Below are 24,332 nucleotides of genomic sequence, written 5' to 3'. Positions count from 1 at the left end.
TTCTTTTTTCGTTGTGTGTTTTACCTCTAACCTCCTTTCTTTGCGTTAGGGATAGTAGTGAAAAGCCCACAGTCCCGATGCAACGAAGTGGAATCGCGGCGAGGACTTGTAGCGAATAGCCCGACCGATTATAAAAAAAGAGGCCACTCCGTATATATAGGTATAGCCTCTTTTTTTATAATACGGAACGCCCAAATACTATATCAATCGTAACGAATTGCTTTAACTGGTGAAATTTTGGTTATTATATAAGACGGAATTAGCAACACTAAAAAACAAACGCTAATGGTAAGCCCGTTTAATAATGCAATGTATCCCCAATTAAGATATACCGGAGCTTGATCAACGTAGTAATTTTCAGGATTTAGCTTGATTATTCCGAAATATTTCTGAAGTAGTAAAATCGCTATCCCAATTAGATTACCCCAGAACAATCCCCGAAGAATTAGATAAGACGCATTGTACAGAAATATTTTACGGATAGTCCAATTATTAGCCCCTAGTGCTTTTAAGATTCCTATCATTTGAGTTCGCTCCAAAATAAGAACCAATAACGCGACCACCATGTTGATTGTAGCCACTAATATCATAACTATTAATATAACAATAATATTAAAATCGAATAACTGAAGCCACTCAAATATATAACTGTATTTTTCGATGATAGTTTTAGTATCAAGCGTTGATCCAGTTTGCTGATATACTTCTTCTCCTACCGATTTTATATTATCAAAATCATCTACAAAAACTTCGAATGCTCCTACCTGATCTGCTTTCCATTTATTTATACGTTGTATATGTCGTATATCCCCTAATACATAGGTCGCGTCAAATTCCTGGAAGCCAGAATTAAAAATTCCGACGATTTTAAATCTCCTGATATTAGGTAATTTATTCTGACCTTCTTTCATGAAAAAAGTGGTAAACGCATCACCTACTTTAAGTTTTAACCTATTAGCAAGAAATTGAGATATTACTACATCCTCATTTACCTTATTAGAAAAATCTGGTAATTTTCCAGCAACGAGATACTCCTTTATATTGTCCCACTTGTAATCCCCCCCCACTCCTTTAAAGACAATTCCTTCAAAAGCATTCTCTGTTCTAATAATCCCTGCTTTACTAGCGATAGCCTGAATATGATCTATTCCTTTTACAGTTGTGAACTTGGGATAAAAGTCCTGTTTTTTTGAGATAGGGACTAAGGTGACTTCGGATTGATTGTTATCATAATTAGAAATAATGATATGCCCATTGAAGGCAGAAATTTTCTCTCTGATTTTTTGCTGCAGTCCAATTCCTGTCGCCACTGATACAATCATCATTACCATTCCGATGGCAATAGCAGAAATTGCAATTTTTATAATAGGCGCAGATATACTACTTTTATAATCTTTAGCAGTTATAAGTCTTTTGGCAATAAAGTATTCTAAATTCAATTTAATTAAGTATCTGATTTGGATTCAAAAATACAGTTAAAACACGAATAACACTAATTGACACTAATTTTATTATAATCCACCATATGATTTCTATTTTCAAAAATATTCCTTTAGCCTCTGTTCTAGCATTAATTTTGATTTCTTGCTCCAGCTCAATTAACAGAACAAAGGTATTGCAGCAAGAGAAATCGAAAGACAGCGTATTAGTTACTTCTACCTTCACTAAAGCAACACCATTAACAGATAAAATTACCAAAATACATTTGATTAAAACTGGCGCTGATAATCATGAAGAATACCTACCTCTTCTAAAAGACAAAAAAATAGGTGTCGTTACCAACCAATCAGGCATTGTTTTACTTAACGAACCCGCTACAAGTCTTACAAGTAAAAAAAAGCAAATTCATTTAGTTGATTTCTTATTAGAACAAAAAATAAATATCCAAAAAATATTTGCGCCAGAGCATGGCTTTCGAGGTACTGCTGACGCCGGAGAACATATTACCGACGAAATGGATTCTAAAACTAGATTGCCTATTATATCACTTTACGGCAATAATAAAAAACCAAAGTCAGAACAATTAGCAGGAATAGACATTATGATTTTTGACTTACAAGATGTGGGAGCTCGATTTTACACTTACATCTCTTCACTGCATTATATCATGGAAGCTTGTGCAGAAAATAATATTTCATTAATTATTCTGGACAGACCTAATCCTAACGGAAGTATTGTTGATGGACCAATTCTAGAAAAGGAATTTACTAGTTTTGTAGGAATGCATCCTATTCCAGTATTGCACGGAATGACCATAGGCGAATATGCACAGATGATTAATGGTGAAAAATGGCTTAAAAATGGAATAACTTGCAAACTAACAGTAATCCCATGCTCTTATTATAATAGAAACAAAAAATACAGCCTTCCCGTAAAACCTTCTCCAAACTTACCAAACGACCAAGCAATAAATCTATATCCCAGCTTATGCTTTTTTGAAGGAACAAATGTTAGCGTTGGACGAGGAACTGAAAAACAGTTTCAAATTTACGGCTCTCCCAATTTAGCAAAGAGCAATTTTAGTTTTATCCCTACGCCAAATGTGGGAGCACAAAATCCAGTTTACAATGGAGTAACATGCTTCGGCGAAGATTTATCAACTCAGACTGAAGTACACCAACTGGAATTGAAATGGCTAATTAAAGCTTACACTAGCACAACAGACAAATCGACCTTTTTCAATCCTTTCTTTACAAAATTGGCTGGAACACAAAAACTGCAACAACAAATAATGGCTCAAATATCAGAAACCGATATAAGAAAGAGCTGGAAAAGCGGTTTAGACCAATTTAAGAATATGAGAGAGAAATATTTGATCTACTAAGAAAAAGAAAATACATGCTGCCCAACAGCTAATAGCTATAGCGGCAATTTTTTCTTCATTTCCTCTACAATATTGAAGGCAGCAGGACAAATTGCAACATTCTTCAACGTAAGATCTGTTATTTGCTGAAACTTCTTTCTATCAGTATGTGGAAATTCTCTGCAAGCCTTTGGTCGCACATCATAAATCATACAAGCATTTTCATGATCTAGAAAAATACAAGGCACACTTTGTAATACATAATCCTGATCTTCGTCAATGCGAAGGTATTGCTCTATAAACTGCTGTGGTTTCTGCTTAAGGTATTTTGACACTCGCTCAATATCGGCAGATGTAAATAAAGGCCCCGTAGTTTTACAACAATTCGCACATTTTAAACAATCCGTTTTTTTGAATTCAGCATCATGCAGGTCTTGCATAACATAATCTAAATTTTTAGGCGTCTTCTTTTTAAGCTTATCGAAATACTTTTTGTTTTCTATATGCTTATCTTTGGCAAGTTTTCCAAGTTCGTTTAAAGTAGGTTTCAAGTTTAGAGTTTAAAATTCTTTGCAAAATTACACTTTTTGAATGATGAACTCTGAATAATGAATGTTGAATTTTGAAATACAAACAATGAAAGACCTTTTTGGCAAAGCCATCCTCGATTATCAGACGAATAATTCTCCTGAAAATTTAATTACAGAAACAACTATATCTGAAGAAGACGAAATGAGTGTCGCTTATTTATTCCGCTCCTATAACGAAATGCCAAAAATGGAACAAAAAGCACTTCAACTTGCCAAAGGCAGAGTTCTGGATGTAGGTTGTGGCGCAGGAAGCCATAGTTTGACTTTGCAAAATGAAAGAAATTTAGAAGTAACGGCAATCGACATTTCTGCAAATGCTATTGAAGCATGTTTATTACGAGGAATAAAAGACGCAAGAGTACAAGACGTAATGACCCTTGAAAACGAAAAATACGATACCATTTTATTATTGATGAATGGCGCTGGCATGTGTGGAAAACTAAAAAACATACCAAAATTCCTTTTAAAACTTAAGTCCCTATTGCATCCCGGAGGCCAAATTTTAATGGATAGTTCTGATATTATTTACATGTTTGATGACGATGAAGATGGAGGAAAGTGGATTCCATCTGATAATGCCTATTATGGCGAAGTTGTTTTCAACATTGCTTACAAAGGCGAAAAAGAAAAACCTTTTGACTGGATGTATATTGATTACAATACCCTTCAAAATGCGGCTTACGCCAATGACTTAAAATCAGAATTGATTTTAGAAGGTGAGCATTATGATTATTTGGCAAAACTTTCGACTTAAAATCAACTCCAAAGCCTTAAAAGAGTAAAACCATGATAAATGGAAAACAAACCAGTCATAAAACAATATGATGAAAATCTGTGGTCTGATTTACACGATAGTCTAACTATGCCTATCGAACCCACTTTATCATTACTTGAGGTCTTACACTTTAGACTGACTTATATTATGAATAGCCTATCCGAAAAAGATTTAGAAAAAAAATTCATACACCCCGAAAACAGAAATGAATTTGCACTTAAAGAAATAATTGCGACGTATCCATGGCGTGGAAATCATCATTTACCACATGTTACCGAATTAAAAAAAAGAGACAACTGGTAAAAACCATTGTTTTATTCTATAAAACGCAAAAAGCCAAACAAAAATTGTTGTTTGGCTTTTTACGTTTTCACTATACTGACTAAGGTATATTCAAATATTTATGCGTTTGAAGCGAAACCCTCCACTTTGGATTATTCATCACATAATCCACGATTAGCGGCGTCATTTCTTCTTTCTTACTCCATTCAGGCTGAAGAAATAAAATAGCATCGTCGTTTACCAACTCGGCTTGCTCTTCTGCAAAAATAAAATCATGTTTATTAAAAATGATTACTTTCAATTCATGCGCTTTATCATAAACCGTTTTAGTAGGTAATTTATTTTTCTTTGGTGAAAGACAAATCCAATCCCATGTTCCGGTAAGATCATAGGCCCCTGAAGTTTCAATATGAACCTTTCTTCCATTATCCTTTAATGCTTGTGTCAATAAATTCATATCCCACATCAATGGTTCTCCACCCGTTACCACAACTGTCTCTGCATATTTCTTTGCATTATCCACAATTTGATCAATACTCGAAGGCGGATGCAATTCAGCATTCCAACTTTCCTTAACATCACACCAATGGCAACCTACATCACAACCTCCAATTCTCACGAAATAAGCAGCTGTTCCCGTATGAAAACCTTCTCCTTGAATCGTATAAAACTCTTCCATCAATGGAAGCATTGCTCCTTTATTAACTTCTAACTGTATTTCTTTTGATAACATTTTTGTAATTTAAAATGCAAAGATAACTAAATAAAAAGGACTTGATTGAGGAGTCTGATACATTTGGTATAAAACAAAAAACCCGATAGCGTTACACTATCGGGTTTTTTAAAAATTTATGACTTACTACTTGTTAAGAATACCTAACGATTGAGTAGCATAAGCATTTGTAGGGTCGATTGCCAAAGTTTTTTGGAAATATTCCTTAGCTTTTACTTTATCAAAGTTAGCGTAACCTGCAGCCATTGTGTTATAACACTCAATAAGCTTCGCTTTTACAGCTGGTTTAGCCAATTCCTCAGGTCCTTTCTTAGTAACAAGATCTATATACTGTTGGTAGTACATAATCATAGCCTCATCATTTTCTAACAAACTATTTGTTCTAGCACGAGAAAGATATACGTCTTGAGTATCAGGAGATGCTGTAATAACATTTCCATAAGCAATATCTGCTTTTTTCAAAGCAACAGTATCTTTTACAATTCCAGGTTTAGCATTATCAAAATAAATAGCATTTCCCAAGTAATAGTTGTCATATAGAAAACCATTTGATTCTTTATTACTAGTTGCAATTTCTAAAACAGCAGCAGCTTCTTTATACAATTTTTGCTCATATAAGTTTTTACCTACTTCACCTAAATCATTAGTAACTGATTTTTCCATTTCAACAGCTTTTCTTATCGAAACTAATCCTTTTTCAAAAAGAACTGGTTCGATAGAAGTACCATCATCACTCGTTGCTTTTTTAATGTTTGACAAACCTAAATAGAAATAATCTAAATTGATCACTTTATTATCTGGGTTGGCAATATAATCTTCCAATGATTTAATTGCCAAATCAACATTACCATTTTGGTATGCAGAATATCCTAAATATCTATAAATACGAGGATTCACCTTATCTAACTCTTTCATTTTATTTGCTTCAATCTCTAAAGCTTTATAATCTTTAGCTAAGATTAAGAAATCAGCATGACGCATACGAGAAGTAAGAGAATAGTCAGTCAAAGTCATATACTTCTCGTAATATCCTAAGGCTTTTTTTAAATACTCATCTTGTCTACCTGGAACATTCAGTCCCCATAAATAGTACGTTTCAGCTAATTCACGGTAAAGTGGTCCGTAACCAGGATTAGTAGCTAACACTTCATTATAAGCAGCTACAGCTTCAGTGTATGCTTTAGCTCCTTTAAGTAAAACACCTAATTGTACTTTAGCTCTAATTAAACTATTATCAGCTTGAAAAGCATTACGGTAGTTAGAATACGCTTGATTTTGATTTTTATCACCATAATAAGCATCACCAAAAGCTAATAATACTTGTGGTTCTTCACCATTTTTTTCTTTAGCTAAATTTAAAGTAGAGATAGCATTTTTATAATCAGGCTTTATAGAGTTCATATACGCTTTTGCTACATAAACATATTCTTCAAAATCCTTTCTTCTCATTTCTTTAATCGCCAGATCAAATTTAGCTTTCGCTTCCGCAGCTTTTCCATTATTAAGGTCTAATTGACCAAGTCCAATATAATTAAAATGAGCATCATCTTTAGCAGTCAAACCACTTTGATAAGTCATTTTTGCAGAATCCGCAATACTTTGATATAAGTAAATATTACCTAAAAGAAAAAATGCTTTTCCTTCAGACGGATCTGATTTGATAATTGATTTCAAAGTTACCTTAGCATCTTGGTATTTTTCGGCGTCAATTTCTTTTTTGGCTTGATCGATATCCTGAGCGTAACTCACTGTCATTCCGGCCAAAAAGGCAACTCCTAGAATTTTAAATTTGTTCATTTTAACTTTATTTGATTTATTCATGTTCATTTTCTTTATTTGATTTGATTTTAAATATAACTTTTCTTCCAGGCATACGAATCGGCAACAGCCCTGCTTTCAAAATTATTCTTTGTCCGATGTCTCCAGCAACAAATGAAGCAAACCCCATTCCTAAACCAGAGTATCCCTGACAATTAATTATATACAAATCACGTGCCAAAGGGTACTTCCCTTCCGCTAAATTATTTTGTGTAGGAGCATAAAAACCATCATTAGCCTCTCCCTTAACGCTTAATACGTTTATGTTTTTCACTAGGTCCTTCATTTCACTCGATGGCTGATAAAGCCAATTAAGACCTACAACACCAATCATTCCGTCATTTTCAGACACAAATTTCACAACATCATTATTCGATTTTAAAGAGTAAACCCCTTCTTTAGGCATTTCCGTTATTCCTGCCAATGCATTCATATAACGCACAGTACTAGAGTTTGGACTATCAAAAACCAAACCTTTTATACTTTTTTGCTCTTTGCCTTGCATAAAAAGAATAACATCTGTCAAAGCTACTAACGTATCATTATTGTTTTTATTGGCTATAAAAGCAATTGCGTCAGTTCCTATTTTAGTTGTTTTAGGTTTAATTTTAATTTGATCAAAATATTTAGTTTCCTCAGCATTCAATTTTCTCGACAAAATAACGATACGAGAAGTATCTTTAAGAAATGCGCGCATTACTTCATTTTCAGATCTCGATTTCAATTCTATCTCGGCTTTATATTGCCCTTGAAAAACTGCAATTTCATCTTCAATTAAAGGCTTTAACGTCTCATCAACAAGGATTGTTGCTTTACCTTTAAGTATAGTCTCCTTGTCACCATCAGATTTTTTGCACCCATAAAAAAGCACAAAAAACAAAATAATTATAAAAAATGGCAGCCTAACTAACTTTTTCATACACTAATCATTATTATCTGTTATAATACGTCTACCCCTTATAAAAGAATAAACAATAAGAAGAATTCCAAATGCTACTCTGTACGTCATATTCATATCAATAGGAAAATCCTTCATAAAGATAATAAATAATCCCAAGACAAAATAAAGTATGAAAAACAAAATTGCTAAAACGAGAAGAAATCGCTCTTTAAGCGATTTCTCCTGAATATTTTTAAATATTTTCTCCAACATTAATCCGCTGTTTGAATAGTAATCGGTAGAGAGTATAGTACTCTAACCGGTTTTCCATTTTGTATTCCTGGATTCCATCTTGGACATTTTGATAGCACTCTTATTGCTTCTTTTCCTGTACCATAACCAATATCTCTTAAAACCTTAATATCTGTTAAAGAACCATCTTTTTCTACCACAAAAGTTACATAAACTTTACCTTTAAGACCTTCCTCTTCAGGAGCACGGTAGTTTTTCCCTACATAACCGTAAAACTTATCCATACCACCTGGAAATTCAGGTTTTACTTCGATACCTGCCGTATTGTAAATTTGATTATCATCAGCTTCTACCACTTTTGCAGGACCATTACCAACTGGAGCAACAGTTAAAACCGCATCAGGATCTCCTTTTATAGTTTCCGCACCAATCTTTTTTTCTTTAATCTCGACAATTTTCGGCGGCTCTTCAGTCACTTCTTCTGCCTTAGCTACCACCGGTTTCACAAACTTAACCACATCCACTTTAGGTGGTGGTGGTGGTGGTGGTGGAACGTTTAATTTTGGCTCTTCTTTCTTAGGCGGCAATTTTATAGCAGTGATTTTTATATCCCTGTCAATCTCTTGCTCCTCACCTTTAGGAATTAAGTTTATGATAAGAGGTGCTGCAACAGCAAAACTAAAAAATAGAGCACCAAGAATAAGCGCTTTAATAGTAGTTTTTCTGTTTGACTTTCTTAATTCATAAGCTCCGTAAGTTTTATTACGTCCTTCGAATACGATATCAAGCCATTGGTTTTTTAATATATCTAATTTCATTTTTCTTAATTATTAGGTTATTGGGGAATAAGATTACTCTTGTTTTCCTTCTAACAATTTTTGTTCTTCAGCAGAAAATTCAGGAACGATAGCGTAATTACCAAAATCTCCAACCCCAACAATTGCCATTTCATCAAGTATATCAATTAAATTTTTATAATTTGATTTCTTACTTGGTTTGATAATCACAATTAATCCGTTTTTAGGCTTACCCTTAGCTGCAGAATATGCTAAAACTGATTTTTGTCTAGACAACAATTCTTTACGAATACCATCTTTCCCAAAAGCCAAATCTTTAGGCCCTCCTATTGGAGTAGCTAATAAACCCACATAGTAAACTAACTTATTATCAGCACCTAACAAAATTGTCATCGTACGATTTTCGTCAACTTTCATATCCACATTATCTTTGGTGGGATCTTTATCTGGCAACCCCAAGCTCATCGATTGAGGTTTAGACAACGTCGTGGTAAGCATAAAGAATGTGATTAATAAGAAAGCCAAATCCACCATAGCAGTTAAATCTACTTTTGCATTTGATTTTTTACTTCTTACTTTACCACCTTTTCCGCCTCCACCGTCGCCGGTATTTAATTCAGCCATTTTAGTGTCTTTTTTTTATTAAAAATCTTTTCCTCTTAAACCAGTAACTAAACTAAAGCTATTGATTTTTTGCTCTTGTAAAATATCCATCACTTTTTTAATGGCAGGATATTCTTCTTTTGCATCACCTTTAATAGCGACCTGCAATTCTTTATCGTTTACCTCTATGTTCGCAATACGAGCATTATAGATCCACTCTTTCAATTGATTATCCAATGAATCTGTAGGAATACCAGGTTGCCCAGCTTTACTTCTATCAGATGCTTTCATTTCAATAATTTGTTGAAGGTTAAGAATTGGCACACCAAAATCATCCATTCTTGAAAATGTGTTTTTATCCTCATCAGTAAAAGTAACATTGTACTTCTCTCCCATCAACTCTAAAGTTCTCATTCGAACTTCTTTCCCTTTCAAATCAAAGAACACTTTTCCCTTACCTACAGTTAATGTAGCCAAATCAGTTTCAGGCAATTTAGTCTGGACTGTTGAGGAAGGAGTATCCACGGGCAATGCCTCAGGTATCTTAGCTGTCGAAGTCATTACAAAGAAGGTAAGCAAAAGGAATGCGACATCACACATCGCGGTCATATCAGTAGACCCCGGATTTTTTTTAATTTTTATTTTAGCCATTCTTTTTGTTTTTTATTTGATATAAATATCAATATAATTATTGCTTCAAACTTCCTCTGAATTTTCTGTAAGTATTTACAATAGATACAGCCGCTTCATCAATTGAATATGTTAAATCATCAATTTTAGAAGTAAAAAAGTTGTAAGAGATAATTGCTACAGCAGAAGTACCAATACCTGTTGCAGTATTAATAAGTGCCTCAGAAATACCATTTGCTAAAGCTGCTTGATCAGGAGTACCAGCTGCCGCCAATGCACCAAACGCTTTAATCATCCCTGATACAGTTCCTAACAATCCAATAAGAGTACCTAAAGAAACTAATGACGAGATAATTGTCATGTTCTTTTGTAACATTGGCATTTCAAGTGAAGTAGCTTCTTCTATTTCTTTGTGAATAGTCTCTGATGCTTCTTCGCTATTAAATCCTTCTTTTTTCACTGCTTGGTATTTTACTAATGCAGATTTAATTGCATTTGCAACAGAACCTTGTTGTTTATCACATGCTGCAATAGCTTCGTCAATTTCACCTTGTTTGATACTTGCTTGTATCTTTGTCATAAAAGTGTCCAATTTAGTTTTACCTGCTGCTTTAGATATAACAACATATCTTTCGATAGAAAAAACAAGAACCATTAATAACATCCCTAATAATACTGGCACAACTGCACCACCATGATAAACTTGACCTAAAAGATTCAAAGGATGTCCTGTTTCAATATTTCCACCTTCAAAATTCGAAGGGTTACCCATGATGAATTTCCAGATCAACACACCAACACCAATACACGCAACAATAATAAGTCCTGAAACCATTCCTCCACCGTTTGAAGTGCTTTCTTTTTTAACGTTTGCCATTTTCTTTAATTTTAATAGTTTTAAATAATTTATTTTAGTTATAATAAACTTGTAGTCCCGCAAATTTATATGTTTAGTTCAAATAAAAAAACTTTTTTTAATTTAATTCGAATTTAATTTATCCAAAAAAAAGCTAAGGTTTTTTAATATATGAATTTTAATAAATATCATTAAACAAATTTAATCTTTTTTGACATATAAATTATATTTTTATGAAATATTACAACAATATATCAATAAAGAGAATTTAATCAGTTAAAATAAGTTTTTCCGCTATTAGCAATAAAAGAGGAATAAAACTGCAGTAAATGCCAAAATTATCTGATTTCAAATAATAACAATATCTTGCAAGTAAATTCAACACGATAAATGCTATGAATAGGAAAGAAAAATTTATAAAGGATATTACTGAGGGCTACACTTCCAAAGGAGAAAGTATCATTCTGGGAGGAGCCATACTTGACGGCGAAGCCTTAGCAGATGCCCATGTAAAAATTCCATTAAAAACACTTAATAGACATGGATTAATTGCGGGCGCTACGGGAACTGGAAAAACCAAAACTATTCAAGTTTTATCAGAGCAACTATCATCATTTGGAATTCCAGTAGTAATGATGGACATCAAAGGGGATTTTAGCGGTATCGCCAAGGAAGGTGAAGAAAAATTATTTATTACTGAACGACACGCCAAAATAAACCTACCTTATAACACAGCTAAATTTCCAGTAGAACTATTAACGCTATCCGAGCAAAACGGAGTACGACTACGTGCGACTGTTTCAGAGTTTGGACCGGTATTATTTTCCAGGATTCTAGGATTAAATGACACGCAGTCTGGGGTGATGTCAGTAATATTCAAATATTGTGATGACAACAAGATGCCTTTATTAGATCTTAAAGACATCAAAAAGGTAATAAATTACATCACAGAGGAAGGAAAAGATGAAATCACAAAAAACTACGGAAAGATTTCTACTTCAACTACGGGAATCATTCTTAGAAAAATAATCGAACTGGAACAACAGGGAGCAGAATTGTTTTTTGGCGAAATGTCTTTTGACATAGACGATTTAATGCGAATTGATGAAAACGGAAAAGGTTACATCAATATCATTAGATTAACGGATATTCAGGACAAACCAAAATTATTTTCTACTTTCATGCTGAGTCTCCTTGCTGAAATTTACCAGCAAATGCCAGAGAAAGGTGATTCAGAACAACCAGAGTTAGTGATCTTTATTGACGAAGCACATTTGATTTTTAACGAAGCTAGCAAAGCATTATTAGATCAAATAGAAATGATTGTAAAACTAATTCGCTCAAAAGGAGTTGGACTTTACTTCGTAACCCAAAATCCTATGGATGTCCCGAGCGGCGTATTAGCACAATTAGGTCTAAAAATACAACACGCATTACGAGCTTTTACTGCTAAGGATAGAAAATCCATAAAACTAACGGCTGACAACTACCCTACTTCTGAGTATTACAACACAAGCGAAGTATTGACTAGTTTAGGAATTGGCGAAGCCTTAGTTACCGCTTTAAACGAAAAAGGAATTCCAACTCCGCTTGTCGCTACAATGATGCGAGCTCCAATGAGCCGAATGGATATTTTAACCGAAAATGAAATTCAAGACATTAATAACAAATCTAGATTAGTCAAGAAATATAGTGAGCTTATTGATCGTGAGAGCGCTTATGAAATGCTAAATAAGAAAATCACCGTTATTGAAGACGAAACTGCGACAGAAGCTCAAAAAAAAGCGGATGAAAAAGCAGAACAAAAGACAGCAAAAACCAGAGCGACTAAGTCAAGTTATACAAACAGTACTGTAAGCAAGTCGGTTATTAAAGTACTTACCAGCGCTACCTTTATTAGAGGAGTGTTTGGTGTACTGACAAAAATATTCAAAAAATAAAATCATTTAAAAACATCTCTTAAATAAACTAGGAGAAATTACTTAAATTTGAACGTCATGAAAAAATACTTGATACAAAATAGTCCTTTTGTAGTTCCTACAACTGACGGAAAATTGATTGAAGAGCACCACGGTTTAGCTGCAAACAACAATCCGGAAATATCAATCGCTCATATGGTAGCACCTCCCAAATGGAGTGAACCTTTTCAAACGCCGGAGTTTGAAGAATATACTTATGTCATTAAAGGTAAAAAACAGTTTATTATCGACAATGAAATCATCGTTCTAAAAGAGGGACAATCGATAAAAATAGAAAAAAATACCCGCGTTCAATACTCAAATCCGTTTGACGAGCCATGTGAATATATCGCTATATGTAAGCCTGCTTTTGACTTTACTAAAGTGCATCGTGAAGAATAAGTAGAGTAAATTCCTTTTTTTGTTGTTAATAATATTAACTTCAAACTCTTAAATAATTTTAATTAATTGAATACAGCGTTATGATAACATTTATTGCGTCCATCATTTTATTAGTGTTGGGATATATATTTTACGGTAAATTTGTTGAGAACATATTTAAACCCGATCCTAACAGAGCTACTCCTGCATACACCCACGCAGACGGAGTAGATTTTGTTCCCATGAATAGTAATAGAAACTCGTTAATTCAGGTTTTAAATATTGCAGGAGTAGGCCCGATTTTCGGACCAATATTAGGAGCCTTATACGGTCCCGTAGCTTTCCTTTGGATAGTCATTGGTGCCATTTTTGCCGGTGCCGTCCACGATTATTTAACTGGGATGATTTCCATGAGGTATGGCGGTGCACACTTACCTGCTTTGGCTTCCCTATTTTTAGGTAAATATTTTAGCCACGTGGTTAATTTCTTCACCGTATTGCTACTACTTTTAGTGGGAACTGTTTTTATCTCTGCACCAGCAAGTATGATAGATGACCTTATAGGTAAAGATTTAAATATGTTTACCTTAATTGTAATTGCTATATTCATCTATTACATCGTAGCCACAATTTTACCAATTGATAAAATCATTGGAAAAATATATCCTGTTCTTGGGCTTCTATTATTATTGAGTGCCGTAGGTGTATCAATAGGGATGTTTCTTTATGGAAATCCAATTCCGGAATTAACTCTTACAAATCTACATCCTAAAGATATTCCCTATTATCCAGTAATATTTTTAACGATATCCTGTGGTGCTTTATCTGGATTTCACGCTACGCAATCGCCAATAATCGCCCGAACCATTAGAAATGAGAAAGACGGACGAAAAATATTTTACGGAATGATGATTGTTGAAGGAGTTATTGCTATGGTTTGGGCTGCAGCTGCAATGAGCCTTATGAGTGGTGAGGGCCTTAGCGCCTTACTCGCAAGTGAAGGACTTCCTGGAGTAGTTCATAAAATTGCAACGGTCTTTTTAGGAACAATTGGCGGAACAATTGCTATTTTAGGTGTTATCGTTTTACCAATAACTTCTGGAGACACTTCTTTTAGAGCAGCCAGAATGATTATTGCAGATTACCTGAAAATTGATCAGAAGTCTCTTAAAAATAGATTTATGATTGCAATACCTCTTTTTGTAATTGCATTTATCCTTACAAAAATAGATTTCCAACTTCTATGGAGATATTTTTCCTGGGCAAATCAAAGTATCGCAGCAATTGCGTTATGGATTGGAACGGTTTATTTGCACCAAAGAAAAACCCTTTATATTATTGCCTTAGTGCCTGCATTTTTCATAACATCTGTTCTTGGGTCTTTCCTTTTTTATGATCCTACCATAGGTTTCGGATTAGACATAGTAACCTCAGATATTGTTGGAATTGTGATTGCTACTTTAATAACGATTTTATTCTTTGCTGTAATAAAGAATAATAAGGAATTGCCTAAATCTGAATAGATAATAAAGGCATTGAAGTGCATACGCTATAGCTAAAGCAAACCGTAGATAATAAAAAAAAACAGTCAAGAATTAAATCACTAATTCTTGACTGTTTTTTTTTAATTTAAAAAAGCTAAGATCTTATTCTCAACCTCTTTGCTATCCCAAAGAGCTTCTATGTTTTCCATTTTTAAAATTTCCTCCATAATAGCATTTTGATCATCTCCAATTGCTAAAGCTTCAGCATAAGGTCGGTCACTAAATGTGACTCTACTATAAAGGGGAATCCACTTATCTGGGTGTTTGTCTGAGAACCATTTTTCAATCTTCTTTTGCAATAGGAATTTATCATCTGCTGTTTTAGAACTCATTTCCATAAAATTACGATAGGAAAGTTCTGCAATCGCATCAGCATTAGGCTTACGCGATTTTTGGTATTCAGAAAATATCGTTTCCCAATCATCCCCGTATTTCTCCATCATTTCATTTAGAATCGAAATGTCTTCAAAACCAGCATTCATTCCTTGTCCGTAAAAAGGCACAATCGCATGACAAGCATCCCCAATTAATGCAATTTTATCTTTATATGTCCAAGGGTAGCATTTCATAGTCACCAAAGTACTTGTTGGGTTTTTGAAAAAATCCTCTGCTAATTTCGGGATGACATCAATCGAATCAGGAAAGTTTTTTTCAAAAAACAACTCTACGTCTTTTCTGTTTTCGAGCAATGCAAAAGAATTCTCACCCTCAAAAGGCATAAACAAAGTACAGGTAAAACTACCATCTAAATTAGACAATGCAATCAACATATATTCGCCGCGTGGCCAAATGTGAAATGAATTTTTATCTAATTTATGAGAGCCATCAGGATTTGCTGGAATATTCAATTCCTTGTAACCAATATTTAAAAACTCTTGAGAATAGTTAAACATACTTTGGCGCTGCATGCGGTGTCGTATTCTTGAAAAAGCACCATCAGCACCAAATACGATATCGTACTTCTTTTCTTCCCAAGCTCCTCTTTCTGTTTCTCCAATGTGCAAAGTAGCTTCAGACAAGGTAACATCCCAAATTTTCTGTTCGAAGAAAAATTCGGCGCCAGCTTGTTCAGCCAAATCGATCATTCTCCGGTTCAAATCTCCTCTGGAAATTGAATAAATACTTTCCCCTTCTTGACCGTAATTTTGAAAATTAAGTTTATCAACTAAGTGAATGGCACGTTTATCCATAGGTATTGCGATTTCACGAACCGAATCCCCTACTCCAACGAAATCTAGCGCTTTCCAACCCCTAGTTGACATTGCTAGATTAATAGAACGTCCTGAGAACTGAATTTGTCTAATATCAGGGCTTCGATCGTATATATGTACGGTATGTCCTGCTTTGCGTAAGTAAATAGCTAATAAAGATCCGACTAAACCGGAACCTACAACTGCTATCTTTTTTGGAGTTTGCATTATTTTCTATAAAAAGTTAAGCAAAATTACTGATTTATTATTTTAAGGACTTTAAAAACCTCTAATTTTTAATCGGAATAAACACCAATTTTGTTGAAGTTTTAATAATCTCTTTCTTATTGAGCATCATTTTCCTAAAATTGCCTGCGTTGTATATTTCTGCCTGATCATTGTAGTGAATGCTTAATGGATTCCCAGACTGACCCGTAGGAAGAACATTCCAACTATTTTCAATATCGGAAAAATCAATCACTCTTCGAGAGGACGGACCACCTTTTACCACATATTTTGCTTCATTGGTATAATCAAACATCTGATTATTGATTACCTCATTAGAACCCGAAACTTCAAATGGTCCTACATTAAATATTTTTCTAAGCATAGCAATTTTCCCTAACGGATGCTCATACTCTACAACATGTACCTTACTCCAAGTCCAAGCAGGAACTGATTCTCCCAATTGTATTTCTAATGCAGCGATTGCCTCTTTAAATGATTTTGAAAGAATCTCGCTTCTGGATTCTTTTCTGTTTTTAGATTCTATATTATCCCACCACATAGAATTCTCATTTGCCATTTGTTTAGCAATAAGTTGTTTCATAATATGTGTAGCTAAAAACTGCTTGAACCCCTCTTCTCCCAACTCGTCTTTAAAAGTATTTTTCAGATACATATAAATCAGCTTATTGTAAATCGTAGGAGCCACATCCTCTGTATTATTTGTTCCTTTCCAAGATTTTAAAATAGCAACTGCTTCCTTTTCATTTTTCGAAAGTGAATTCGTATCTAAATTAGAAATTAAATTCTTAACCACCTCTGGTGCTACTGATGAAGTATTATCCGTAATCATCTTGCCGACCGATTTTTTATCCCAGTTTGACTTTGGCTCTAACAACTGGGTAATTCGTTTGGCTCTGTCTTCTGGAAGATAATAACCTGGATACAAGAAACCATCAATCGCTTCAGGCTGATTGTTAGCCGAATACACATACTTCCATTCTGGATTTACTGCCGAAGGATTTTTGGAAAAATCCAAATATTCTGTAATATCATCCTTTCCAGAAGGACCATCCAAAATGAAATGAGTATCTACACCTTCATTGTGTTTGTATAATTTACCAGTCGCCCACCAAGCTACATTTCCTTTAGCATCCCCATACATCACATTCAACCCAGGAGCCGAAATAAGCGCTACACCCCTTTGAAAATCAGCTTTACTTTCAGCATGAGATAGCGTATAAACTGCATCTAGAATATGAATGGGTTGCTGCGTATAAATCCAAGACATGGCCACCGGCTTATTATTATCTAATCCAACTATCAAATCATTCATGACAGGACCGTGTCGGCTCACCTTTACGTTCATCTCTACATCCGTACTATCTTTTACTTTTATAACTTTATTTCTAATTATGTAATCACTAAAACCTATTGGTGTTTTATATTTATTAGCATTTTCTGGGCTATTCTCTTCTTGGTAAAAATCAATATCATCATTTTCAAACATAGTCAAACCATAAGCATAATCCCTATTGTGACCTAACAAAGGAAAAGGCGTTCCTGCCAGATAGCAGCCATACAATTCAAATTCTGGTGTTACTATATGGGCTTCGTACCATGTTCCCGGTTGCGAAAACCCAATGTGCGGATCATTGGCAAAAATAACTTTCCCGTTTTTAGTTTTCTTAGGCGCAATAACCCAACTGTTGCTTCCCACAAATGGAGGAATAGGTGAATTATCTAATAAAGCAGCCACCGCCTTTGAAATAGCTAAAAACTCCTGTGGATTTTCCTTTGCATTTTTAATTATAGTAGTATTTAATTCCCCGTCAAGGCCAAAGTCTTTAAGGTATTCCATCCCATATTTATCACGGATATCAGTCAACAATGGATCTGTTTTTTGTGCCATGGCAAAACTAAAGGACATGTAACCGAAAATATTATAAACATCTTTTATAGTGAATTTATTTTTTTTCACGCCAACCAATTGAAACTCTATTGGAGTTACCCCTTCATCCATGTATTGATTAATACCGTCCAAATATGCTACTGTTAATTTATAACTTTCGCTATTTGTATCTAAGCCTGCAATCGCTTTTTCTGAAGCTTCCTCAATACCAAGACCAGCAAAAAACATATCGTTATTTAAAGCTACTTTTCCAAAAATTTCAGACAAACGACCTGGTGCGATACGTCGCATTAATTCCATTTGCCACAAGCGATCTTGTGCATGGACATATCCCAAAGCAGTCATGGCATCTATAGAATTATTTGCATAAATATGCGGCACACCAAAATCATCAAAATAGACTGTAGTCTCATCGTGAATACTTTCTAACTCCACTTTACCCTCATATTTAGGCTTTAAGTAAAAGCCATACAGCACTAATCCAACAATTACAATCGCAATTAGCGAAACTAAAACTAAGAGGATTTTTTTTATAATTTTCATTTTTATAATTTGAGATCAACAAATATAAATAATTTAGACTCTATTTCAGCGAAATACATTTCATTCTCCCGTCTAAAACAAAAAACATGAGTTTGATTAAAAATAAAAAAAGTGTTTAAATTCCAAATGGAACTTAAACACTTTTTTTACCGATAAACTATTTATTTTTATTTTTTGCTTCCGTCAATAATAGCACCAGTTCCAGCTCCTACACCAGCTCCGGCTAAACCACCAATTATTGCTCCTTGTCCTTTTTTCTTACTTATAATCGCTCCAGTAGCTGCACCAACTCCTGCACCAATTACAGCACCTTTTGCCGTACTACTCCAACCCTTCTTTTTTGTTGTTGTAGTTGTAGTAGTCGTTGTATTAGCTCCCGGTTGATTAACTATAATCGTTTCCTTTTGCATTTCTACTTTTGTCATTTCCACCTGCATGGAGTCAATCACTTTCTGTTTTTGAATTGCAACTTCCATAGAGTCAACAGTTTCTTTCTTTGCGGCCTCTAAATCCATTTTTCCTTGATTTTTACAAGAAACGATTAACAAAGACAGTGCTATAAAGTATAATGCTTTCATAATTTTGTTTTTAATAATTAATAACGACGCAAAGAAACATAAAAAACCATGACCAAAACTTATAAAATTAGATTAAATGTTTATATAATTAAAGCTTTAGCATAAAATTTTATAAATATAGTTGTTCTTTTATATTTCTAGTACTAAAATATTGAACGGAATTAAATACGTGTTTTTATAGTACAAAGAAAAAAAGCTCATGACTACAATAAAAAAGATAGCAATAGTGGTTCTAAGTCTGCTTATATTAACCCTAATCCTTAATTTCGGATTGATCTTTTGGTTAAACAAGCAGCTCCCCATGATTATTGCTAAAAAGAACCCTACAGCCTATGCTATTACTTATAGCGATTTACAAATTGATCTTTTATCAAAAAATATAAAAGCATCCCGATTAAGAATTTCGCCAAAGAAAAAACAGCAAGACAGTTTAAAAAAAATAGGCATTTATGCTAAAATAGAATCCATTGAAATAAATGATTTTAAAATATGGGATGTTCTTTTTAATAATCGTATAAAGGCAAATAATATTATTATTACAACTCCAGAAGTTACCCTTTATAAAAACACACAGCACGCAATTAATAATTCTAAGAGTTTAGGTTCTGAGGTTGTAAAACCATTTGAAGAAATTATTATGGTTTCAAACGTTATGCTGAATAAAGGAAGTCTTAAAATTATCTACACAAAAACAAACAAACCTATTCTAAGTGTTGTTAACTTAGGTTTAAATATAGATGGGATTGTGATTACAGATGACTTATTACAAAAGAAGGTTCCTTTTTCCTATGAAGATTACGCTATCAAAGCTGACAGCATCTATTTTCGAGTAAATGACACGTACCTTATTACAGCACAACATTTCCAAACTACTTCAAATAACTTTATTCTTAAAAAATTTAAATTAATCCCAGAATACAGTCGTAGGGAATTTGTTAAAAAACTAAAGCAAGAAAAAGACCTTTTTACATTAAAGTCAGAACTTATTAAAATCAACAATATAGACTGGGGTTTCAAAAATGAAAAAATATTCTTTGATGCGAACTCAGTCACAGTAGATAAGTTATCAGCAAATATTTATAGAAACAAATTACCTGCCGATGATTTAACTAAAAAACCATTTTACAGTAAACTCCTTCGGGATTTAAAATTCCCATTGAAACTGGACACCCTTGCCATACGCAATTCTATTTTAGTCTATGAAGAAGAAATCAACTTTCAAAAAGGACCCGGAATCCTAACTTTTGATGATTTTAATCTCAAGGCAACTCACATACAAAGCGGATATCTTCAAAAAAAACTCGCAGATGTCGTTATTGATATCCGCTGTAAGTTCATGAAAAGCTCTCCTTTAAAACTCAATTGGAAGTTTAATGTTCTGGATAAAAAAGATCGATTTACGATGCACGGTATTGTATCTAATTTAAATACCAATCATTTATCTCGATTTACAAAACCCTATCTTAATGCGTCTACAACAGGCATATTTGATGAATTGAAGTTTACCATTAAAGGAAATGATTTTAATTCGTATGAAGATGCTTCTTTAAAATATCATGATTTAAAAGTAACACTCTACAGAAAAGGAGCTCCTGAAAAAAAGAGTATACTAAAAAGTGCATTGGCTAACTTGATCGTTAAAAAAGACTCCGATGGAGAAATTATTAATACTAAAGCCAATGTCGAAAGAATGCCAGAAAAATCATTCTTTAATTTCTTATGGCTCAATATTGCAGCAATACTGAAACAAATTTTAATTTAAAAATAGTATATAAAAAACTGATTTGCAATAAAATAATTATTGATGAGTGTTCTTTCTATAATAAAAAAATGTACTCCGTTCATAGTTTTGTTTATTATTTACGTATTTTTGTTAAACAAAACACGTAAAACAAAGTACTATGACTGCAATTACTCAAGATGATCTTTCTAAACTCGAAAAAGTGGAACGATTAAATTTAATCAATTCTTGCACGGGTTACAAATCAGCAAATTTAATTGCTACCAAATCATTAAAAGGGGAAAGTAACGTCGCTATTTTTAGCAGTATAACCCATTTAGGAAGTAATCCTGCCTTGATAGGCTTTATTGTTCGGCCCACAACGGTTCCGAGAGATACATACAAAAACATAAAAGACACGGGATATTTTACTGTAAATCATGTTACAGAGACTATGATTATTGACGCACATCATACATCAGCTAATTATGAAAGTGGAGTATCTGAATTTAGTAAAACAAATCTTGAAGAAGAGTACAAAGAAGGCATATCTACTCCTTTTACAAAAGGCAGTCCAGTACAATTGTATTGCAAATATGTAAATGAATATTACATAAAAGAAAATGACACCATACATATTATTGCTTCAATAGAAAAGCTGTTTTTTGATGCAAAACTAAAGCATGAAGATGGCTGGCTACAAATAGAAAAAGGAAATGTCGTTACTCTAAATGGTGTTGATGGTTATTGTTTACCAAAGTTACTTGACCGTTTTGAATATGCGAGAAAAGACACTCCTACAAAATCGTTTTTTAAATAAAAACCAAATAAATTTAGCTTTTTTGAATCTCAGACCACTCGATAATAACAGAACCCATTAACAAATAAACATTTAATTTGTCAATGGGTTTTAATCTTTTTAATGAATTTCTTCAATTCCTCTTTTTAATATTTGTCCAAAATCATACATATCTTCAAACGAGCAGTACAAAGGAACCGGAGCTAGACGAATCACATTAGGTTCACGCCAATCTGTGATAACTCCGCTTTTCATTAAATAGTCAAACAAACTTCTTCCTTCCCCATGAAGTAAAACGGATAATTGACATCCTCTCTCGGCTGGATCCGTTGGCGTAATTATTTCAAAACTACTGTCCACTTCTTTGTCGATTTCCTGAAGAATAAATTCTAAATAGCAAGTGATTTTATCTCTTTTCTCAATAAGCGCATCCATCCCTATTTCATCAAACATTGCTACCGAAGCCAAATAAGGCGCCAAAGAAAGTACCGGCAAATTACTGATTTGCCAACCGTCTGCCCCTTGAACAGGATCAAACGTTGGTTCCATCTTGAAACGGCGTTCTTTATTATGTCCCCACCAGCCCGCAAATCGTGGTAACTCAAGGTTATTGTGGTGTTTTTCATGTACAAAGCATCCAGAAGCATTACCAGGTCCTGAATTCATGTACTTATAACTGCACCAGGCAGCAAAATCAACATCCCAATCGTGTAAATCTAATTTTATGTTTCCAGCGGCATGAGCAAGGTCCCAACCTACAACGGCACCAGCTTCATGTCCTGCAGCAGTTATCGTTTTCATGTCAAAAACCTGACCCGTGTAGTAATTCACTCCGCCAATTAAAACCAAAGCCAGTTCATCACCAACTTCCTTAATTTTAGCCAAGACATCTTCTAAACGGATGTTGTGTTCTCCATCGCGGCGTTTAATTTCTACAATAGCATCCTCTGTTTTGTATCCATGAAAATGCACTTGACTTTGAAACATATATTGATCTGAAGGAAATGCTTTTTCCTCACAAATAATTTTGTATCTCTTTTTTGTAGGCCTGTAAAAAGAAACCATCAACAAATGAAGGTTTACCGTTAATGTATTCATTACAGTAACTTCAGAAGGTAATGCTCCCACTATTTTACCTAACGGTTCAGCGAAGCGCTCATGATAATCCCACCATGGTTTTTCGGCATAAAAATGTCCTTCAACCGCTAAATCTGCCCAATCTTTCATTACTTCATCTACATAGGCTTTGGTTCTTTTGGGCTGTAAGCCCAATGAGTTTCCAGTGAAATAAATTACTTTTTTATCATTCACTTTTGGAAAAATGAATTCGTCTCTGTATTTATTTAATTTGTCCTGTGAATCAAGTTGTTTGGCAAATTCCTTATTATTTTCGAAAGTCATGGTTATAATTTAGTTTTGTAAAAATAACTAATATTTATTGCTGTACAAAGTGCAACTCCTTTATTTTCTAAGTTAAATAAAGTCTAATATCAAACGGAACATTCCTTGAAGCCATATCACTTAAGACTTAAATTATAACTATATTTGATTGTATTTAAATCCCAATCAAATGCTTAAAAACAGCCTAAACGTAATTATTCTTTCGATAGCGGTAGTAATCTCTGCTTTTTTGTTTTCCAATGCTTTTCTAAACAGAAATAAAAATAGTGAAACTATAAGTGTTACCGGCTTAGGAAAAACAGACTTCGTATCAGATCTAATTGTTTGGAAAGGATCCTTTTCTAAAAAAAACAGTACATTAAAGGACGCCTATGCATCTTTAGACGCTGACCGTGAAAAAATTAAAAATTACTTATTAGGCAAAGGAATCCCTGCTGCTACTATTATCTTTTCTGCCATTTCTTTCAACAAAGATTACGAAACCAGTTATAATGAAAACGGAACTGTCAGACAGACAATATTTACCGGATTCACCCTGAACCAAGAGGTTAGTATCCAATCGAAAGACGTAAATAAAATCGAAGATATCTCCAGACAATCCAGCGAATTAATAAATACTGGTGTAGAATTTTACTCGAATGCTCCTGAATATTACTATACTAAACTTGCTGAATTAAAAATAAAAATGATTGCCGAAGCCACAAAAGATGCCAGCAACAGAGCCAAAAGTATTGCTGAGAATGCTGATGCATCTTTAGGTAATTTAAAGAAATCTGACATGGGAGTTTTCCAAATTATAGCCCAAAACTCATCTGAAGATTACTCTTACGGCGGTTCTTTCAATACCAATTCCAAAAACAAAACAGCAACTATTACAATAAAACTAGTGTATCAGGTGGACTAGTTTTCCAAAAAACACTATTACACACTGGCAATTGCGTGAGGGATTGCTTCGCCAGTTCGCTATCGCTCGTGTGAAGTGGAAATGGATCAAGTCTAAAAGTTGTGGGGAAATATATAAATAACGACTTTTGCATTTATAAAATATATCTCAATGCAAGA

At 33.9% G+C, this 24,332-nt stretch carries 22 protein-coding genes; 9 read left to right on the top strand and 13 right to left on the bottom strand.

Annotated elements, in window-relative coordinates; genetic code table 11:
- Nucleotides 1-203: 203 nt before the first annotated feature.
- Nucleotides 204-1,439, bottom strand: a complete 1,236-nt coding sequence (locus QO200_RS18625; RefSeq protein ID WP_371543314.1) for an ABC transporter permease — start codon at nucleotides 1,437-1,439, stop codon at nucleotides 204-206.
- Nucleotides 1,440-1,525: 86 nt separating this feature from the next.
- On the opposite strand from QO200_RS18625, the gene QO200_RS18620 reads away from it, so the two are divergent.
- On the top strand, nucleotides 1,526-2,824 hold the full coding sequence (locus QO200_RS18620) for an exo-beta-N-acetylmuramidase NamZ domain-containing protein (RefSeq protein WP_371543311.1): 1,299 nt from the start codon (nucleotides 1,526-1,528) through the stop codon (nucleotides 2,822-2,824).
- Nucleotides 2,825-2,859: 35 nt separating this feature from the next.
- Here the strand turns inward: QO200_RS18620 and QO200_RS18615 are convergent, their stop codons facing one another.
- Complete coding sequence (locus QO200_RS18615; RefSeq protein ID WP_371543308.1) at nucleotides 2,860-3,354, bottom strand: YkgJ family cysteine cluster protein; 495 nt, start codon at nucleotides 3,352-3,354, stop codon at nucleotides 2,860-2,862.
- An 85-nt stretch (nucleotides 3,355-3,439) separates the two neighbouring features.
- Between QO200_RS18615 and QO200_RS18610 the strand changes: the two genes are divergently transcribed.
- Complete coding sequence (locus QO200_RS18610; protein ID WP_371543305.1) at nucleotides 3,440-4,147, top strand: class I SAM-dependent methyltransferase; 708 nt, start codon at nucleotides 3,440-3,442, stop codon at nucleotides 4,145-4,147.
- 39 nt (nucleotides 4,148-4,186) lie between these two features.
- A complete protein-coding gene (locus QO200_RS18605; protein ID WP_371543303.1) occupies nucleotides 4,187-4,471 on the top strand; it encodes a hypothetical protein in 285 nt (94 codons plus the stop codon).
- A gap of 79 nt (nucleotides 4,472-4,550) precedes the next feature.
- On the opposite strand, the gene QO200_RS18600 is transcribed toward QO200_RS18605, so the two are convergent.
- The 7 genes from QO200_RS18600 to QO200_RS18570 all read right to left on the bottom strand — a co-directional run bounded on the left by QO200_RS18600 (nucleotide 4,551) and on the right by QO200_RS18570 (nucleotide 11,040).
- Entirely contained in the window at nucleotides 4,551-5,183 is a 633-nt protein-coding gene (locus QO200_RS18600; RefSeq protein ID WP_371543300.1) for a 7-carboxy-7-deazaguanine synthase QueE, read from the bottom strand.
- A gap of 126 nt (nucleotides 5,184-5,309) precedes the next feature.
- Nucleotides 5,310-6,980, bottom strand: coding sequence for a hypothetical protein (locus tag QO200_RS18595; RefSeq protein WP_371543297.1), 1,671 nt, complete (start codon nucleotides 6,978-6,980; stop codon nucleotides 5,310-5,312).
- Nucleotides 6,981-6,996: 16 nt separating this feature from the next.
- A complete protein-coding gene (locus tag QO200_RS18590; RefSeq protein WP_371543294.1) occupies nucleotides 6,997-7,920 on the bottom strand; it encodes a PstS family phosphate ABC transporter substrate-binding protein in 924 nt (307 codons plus the stop codon).
- A gap of 233 nt (nucleotides 7,921-8,153) precedes the next feature.
- Nucleotides 8,154-8,951, bottom strand: coding sequence for an energy transducer TonB (locus QO200_RS18585; RefSeq protein WP_371543292.1), 798 nt, complete (start codon nucleotides 8,949-8,951; stop codon nucleotides 8,154-8,156).
- A 33-nt stretch (nucleotides 8,952-8,984) separates the two neighbouring features.
- Nucleotides 8,985-9,554, bottom strand: a complete 570-nt coding sequence (locus tag QO200_RS18580) for an ExbD/TolR family protein (RefSeq protein WP_371543289.1) — start codon at nucleotides 9,552-9,554, stop codon at nucleotides 8,985-8,987.
- Nucleotides 9,555-9,572: 18 nt separating this feature from the next.
- A complete protein-coding gene (locus QO200_RS18575; protein WP_371543287.1) occupies nucleotides 9,573-10,184 on the bottom strand; it encodes an ExbD/TolR family protein in 612 nt (203 codons plus the stop codon).
- 37 nt (nucleotides 10,185-10,221) lie between these two features.
- Nucleotides 10,222-11,040 (bottom strand): MotA/TolQ/ExbB proton channel family protein, encoded by an 819-nt coding sequence (locus QO200_RS18570; RefSeq protein WP_371543284.1) that lies wholly within the window; start codon nucleotides 11,038-11,040, stop codon nucleotides 10,222-10,224.
- 374 nt (nucleotides 11,041-11,414) lie between these two features.
- Between QO200_RS18570 and QO200_RS18565 the strand changes: the two genes are divergently transcribed.
- The 3 genes from QO200_RS18565 to QO200_RS18555 all read left to right on the top strand — a co-directional run bounded on the left by QO200_RS18565 (nucleotide 11,415) and on the right by QO200_RS18555 (nucleotide 14,881).
- On the top strand, nucleotides 11,415-12,959 hold the full coding sequence (locus tag QO200_RS18565; protein ID WP_371543281.1) for a helicase HerA-like domain-containing protein: 1,545 nt from the start codon (nucleotides 11,415-11,417) through the stop codon (nucleotides 12,957-12,959).
- Nucleotides 12,960-13,016: 57 nt separating this feature from the next.
- On the top strand, nucleotides 13,017-13,379 hold the full coding sequence (locus tag QO200_RS18560) for a cupin domain-containing protein (protein WP_371543278.1): 363 nt from the start codon (nucleotides 13,017-13,019) through the stop codon (nucleotides 13,377-13,379).
- Between the two features lie 80 nt (nucleotides 13,380-13,459).
- A complete protein-coding gene (locus QO200_RS18555; protein ID WP_371543277.1) occupies nucleotides 13,460-14,881 on the top strand; it encodes a carbon starvation protein A in 1,422 nt (473 codons plus the stop codon).
- 101 nt (nucleotides 14,882-14,982) lie between these two features.
- Here QO200_RS18555 and QO200_RS18550 read toward each other — a convergent pair whose 3' ends face one another.
- The 3 genes from QO200_RS18550 to QO200_RS18540 form a co-directional block, all read right to left on the bottom strand.
- Entirely contained in the window at nucleotides 14,983-16,320 is a 1,338-nt protein-coding gene (locus QO200_RS18550; protein WP_371543274.1) for an FAD-dependent oxidoreductase, read from the bottom strand.
- A 61-nt stretch (nucleotides 16,321-16,381) separates the two neighbouring features.
- Nucleotides 16,382-18,772 carry a penicillin acylase family protein gene (locus QO200_RS18545; protein WP_371543272.1) on the bottom strand — a complete coding sequence of 797 codons (2,391 nt, stop codon included), beginning with the start codon at nucleotides 18,770-18,772 and terminating at the stop codon, nucleotides 16,382-16,384.
- A gap of 167 nt (nucleotides 18,773-18,939) precedes the next feature.
- Complete coding sequence (locus tag QO200_RS18540) at nucleotides 18,940-19,350, bottom strand: YMGG-like glycine zipper-containing protein (RefSeq protein WP_371543269.1); 411 nt, start codon at nucleotides 19,348-19,350, stop codon at nucleotides 18,940-18,942.
- A gap of 199 nt (nucleotides 19,351-19,549) precedes the next feature.
- On the opposite strand from QO200_RS18540, the gene QO200_RS18535 reads away from it, so the two are divergent.
- A complete protein-coding gene (locus tag QO200_RS18535) occupies nucleotides 19,550-21,112 on the top strand; it encodes a hypothetical protein (RefSeq protein ID WP_371543267.1) in 1,563 nt (520 codons plus the stop codon).
- A 139-nt stretch (nucleotides 21,113-21,251) separates the two neighbouring features.
- Complete coding sequence (locus QO200_RS18530) at nucleotides 21,252-21,890, top strand: flavin reductase family protein (RefSeq protein WP_371543264.1); 639 nt, start codon at nucleotides 21,252-21,254, stop codon at nucleotides 21,888-21,890.
- A gap of 99 nt (nucleotides 21,891-21,989) precedes the next feature.
- On the opposite strand, the gene kynU is transcribed toward QO200_RS18530, so the two are convergent.
- Nucleotides 21,990-23,270 (bottom strand): kynureninase, encoded by a 1,281-nt coding sequence (kynU, locus tag QO200_RS18525; RefSeq protein WP_371543261.1) that lies wholly within the window; start codon nucleotides 23,268-23,270, stop codon nucleotides 21,990-21,992.
- 169 nt (nucleotides 23,271-23,439) lie between these two features.
- On the opposite strand from kynU, the gene QO200_RS18520 reads away from it, so the two are divergent.
- Nucleotides 23,440-24,174 (top strand): SIMPL domain-containing protein, encoded by a 735-nt coding sequence (locus QO200_RS18520; RefSeq protein ID WP_371543258.1) that lies wholly within the window; start codon nucleotides 23,440-23,442, stop codon nucleotides 24,172-24,174.
- Nucleotides 24,175-24,332 lie beyond the last annotated feature (158 nt).

This window comes from Flavobacterium sp. Arc3 (assembly GCF_041431375.1).
In the GTDB taxonomy this organism is placed as follows: domain Bacteria; phylum Bacteroidota; class Bacteroidia; order Flavobacteriales; family Flavobacteriaceae; genus Flavobacterium.
The sequence above is the reverse complement of the archived record's forward strand: the minus strand, read 5'-3'. Positions and strand labels throughout refer to the sequence as shown.

Excerpts from the sequence above, each read along its gene's own strand:
- QO200_RS18605 (WP_371543303.1), top strand. The coding sequence starts at position 4,187 with ATGGAAAACAAACCAGTCATAAAACAATATGATGAAAATCTGTGGTCT.
- kynU (WP_371543261.1), bottom strand. The coding sequence starts at position 23,270 with ATGACTTTCGAAAATAATAAGGAATTTGCCAAACAACTTGATTCACAG.
- QO200_RS18565 (WP_371543281.1), top strand. The coding sequence starts at position 11,415 with ATGAATAGGAAAGAAAAATTTATAAAGGATATTACTGAGGGCTACACT.
- QO200_RS18610 (WP_371543305.1), top strand. The coding sequence starts at position 3,440 with ATGAAAGACCTTTTTGGCAAAGCCATCCTCGATTATCAGACGAATAAT.
- QO200_RS18560 (WP_371543278.1), top strand. The coding sequence starts at position 13,017 with ATGAAAAAATACTTGATACAAAATAGTCCTTTTGTAGTTCCTACAACT.
- QO200_RS18590 (WP_371543294.1), bottom strand. The coding sequence starts at position 7,920 with ATGAAAAAGTTAGTTAGGCTGCCATTTTTTATAATTATTTTGTTTTTT.
- QO200_RS18620 (WP_371543311.1), top strand. The coding sequence starts at position 1,526 with ATGATTTCTATTTTCAAAAATATTCCTTTAGCCTCTGTTCTAGCATTA.
- QO200_RS18585 (WP_371543292.1), bottom strand. The coding sequence starts at position 8,951 with ATGAAATTAGATATATTAAAAAACCAATGGCTTGATATCGTATTCGAA.
- QO200_RS18530 (WP_371543264.1), top strand. The coding sequence starts at position 21,252 with ATGACTGCAATTACTCAAGATGATCTTTCTAAACTCGAAAAAGTGGAA.
- QO200_RS18520 (WP_371543258.1), top strand. The coding sequence starts at position 23,440 with ATGCTTAAAAACAGCCTAAACGTAATTATTCTTTCGATAGCGGTAGTA.
- QO200_RS18575 (WP_371543287.1), bottom strand. The coding sequence starts at position 10,184 with ATGGCTAAAATAAAAATTAAAAAAAATCCGGGGTCTACTGATATGACC.
- QO200_RS18550 (WP_371543274.1), bottom strand. The coding sequence starts at position 16,320 with ATGCAAACTCCAAAAAAGATAGCAGTTGTAGGTTCCGGTTTAGTCGGA.
- QO200_RS18600 (WP_371543300.1), bottom strand. The coding sequence starts at position 5,183 with ATGTTATCAAAAGAAATACAGTTAGAAGTTAATAAAGGAGCAATGCTT.
- QO200_RS18570 (WP_371543284.1), bottom strand. The coding sequence starts at position 11,040 with ATGGCAAACGTTAAAAAAGAAAGCACTTCAAACGGTGGAGGAATGGTT.
- QO200_RS18535 (WP_371543267.1), top strand. The coding sequence starts at position 19,550 with ATGACTACAATAAAAAAGATAGCAATAGTGGTTCTAAGTCTGCTTATA.
- QO200_RS18580 (WP_371543289.1), bottom strand. The coding sequence starts at position 9,554 with ATGGCTGAATTAAATACCGGCGACGGTGGAGGCGGAAAAGGTGGTAAA.
- QO200_RS18595 (WP_371543297.1), bottom strand. The coding sequence starts at position 6,980 with ATGAACAAATTTAAAATTCTAGGAGTTGCCTTTTTGGCCGGAATGACA.
- QO200_RS18540 (WP_371543269.1), bottom strand. The coding sequence starts at position 19,350 with ATGAAAGCATTATACTTTATAGCACTGTCTTTGTTAATCGTTTCTTGT.
- QO200_RS18545 (WP_371543272.1), bottom strand. The coding sequence starts at position 18,772 with ATGAAAATTATAAAAAAAATCCTCTTAGTTTTAGTTTCGCTAATTGCG.
- QO200_RS18555 (WP_371543277.1), top strand. The coding sequence starts at position 13,460 with ATGATAACATTTATTGCGTCCATCATTTTATTAGTGTTGGGATATATA.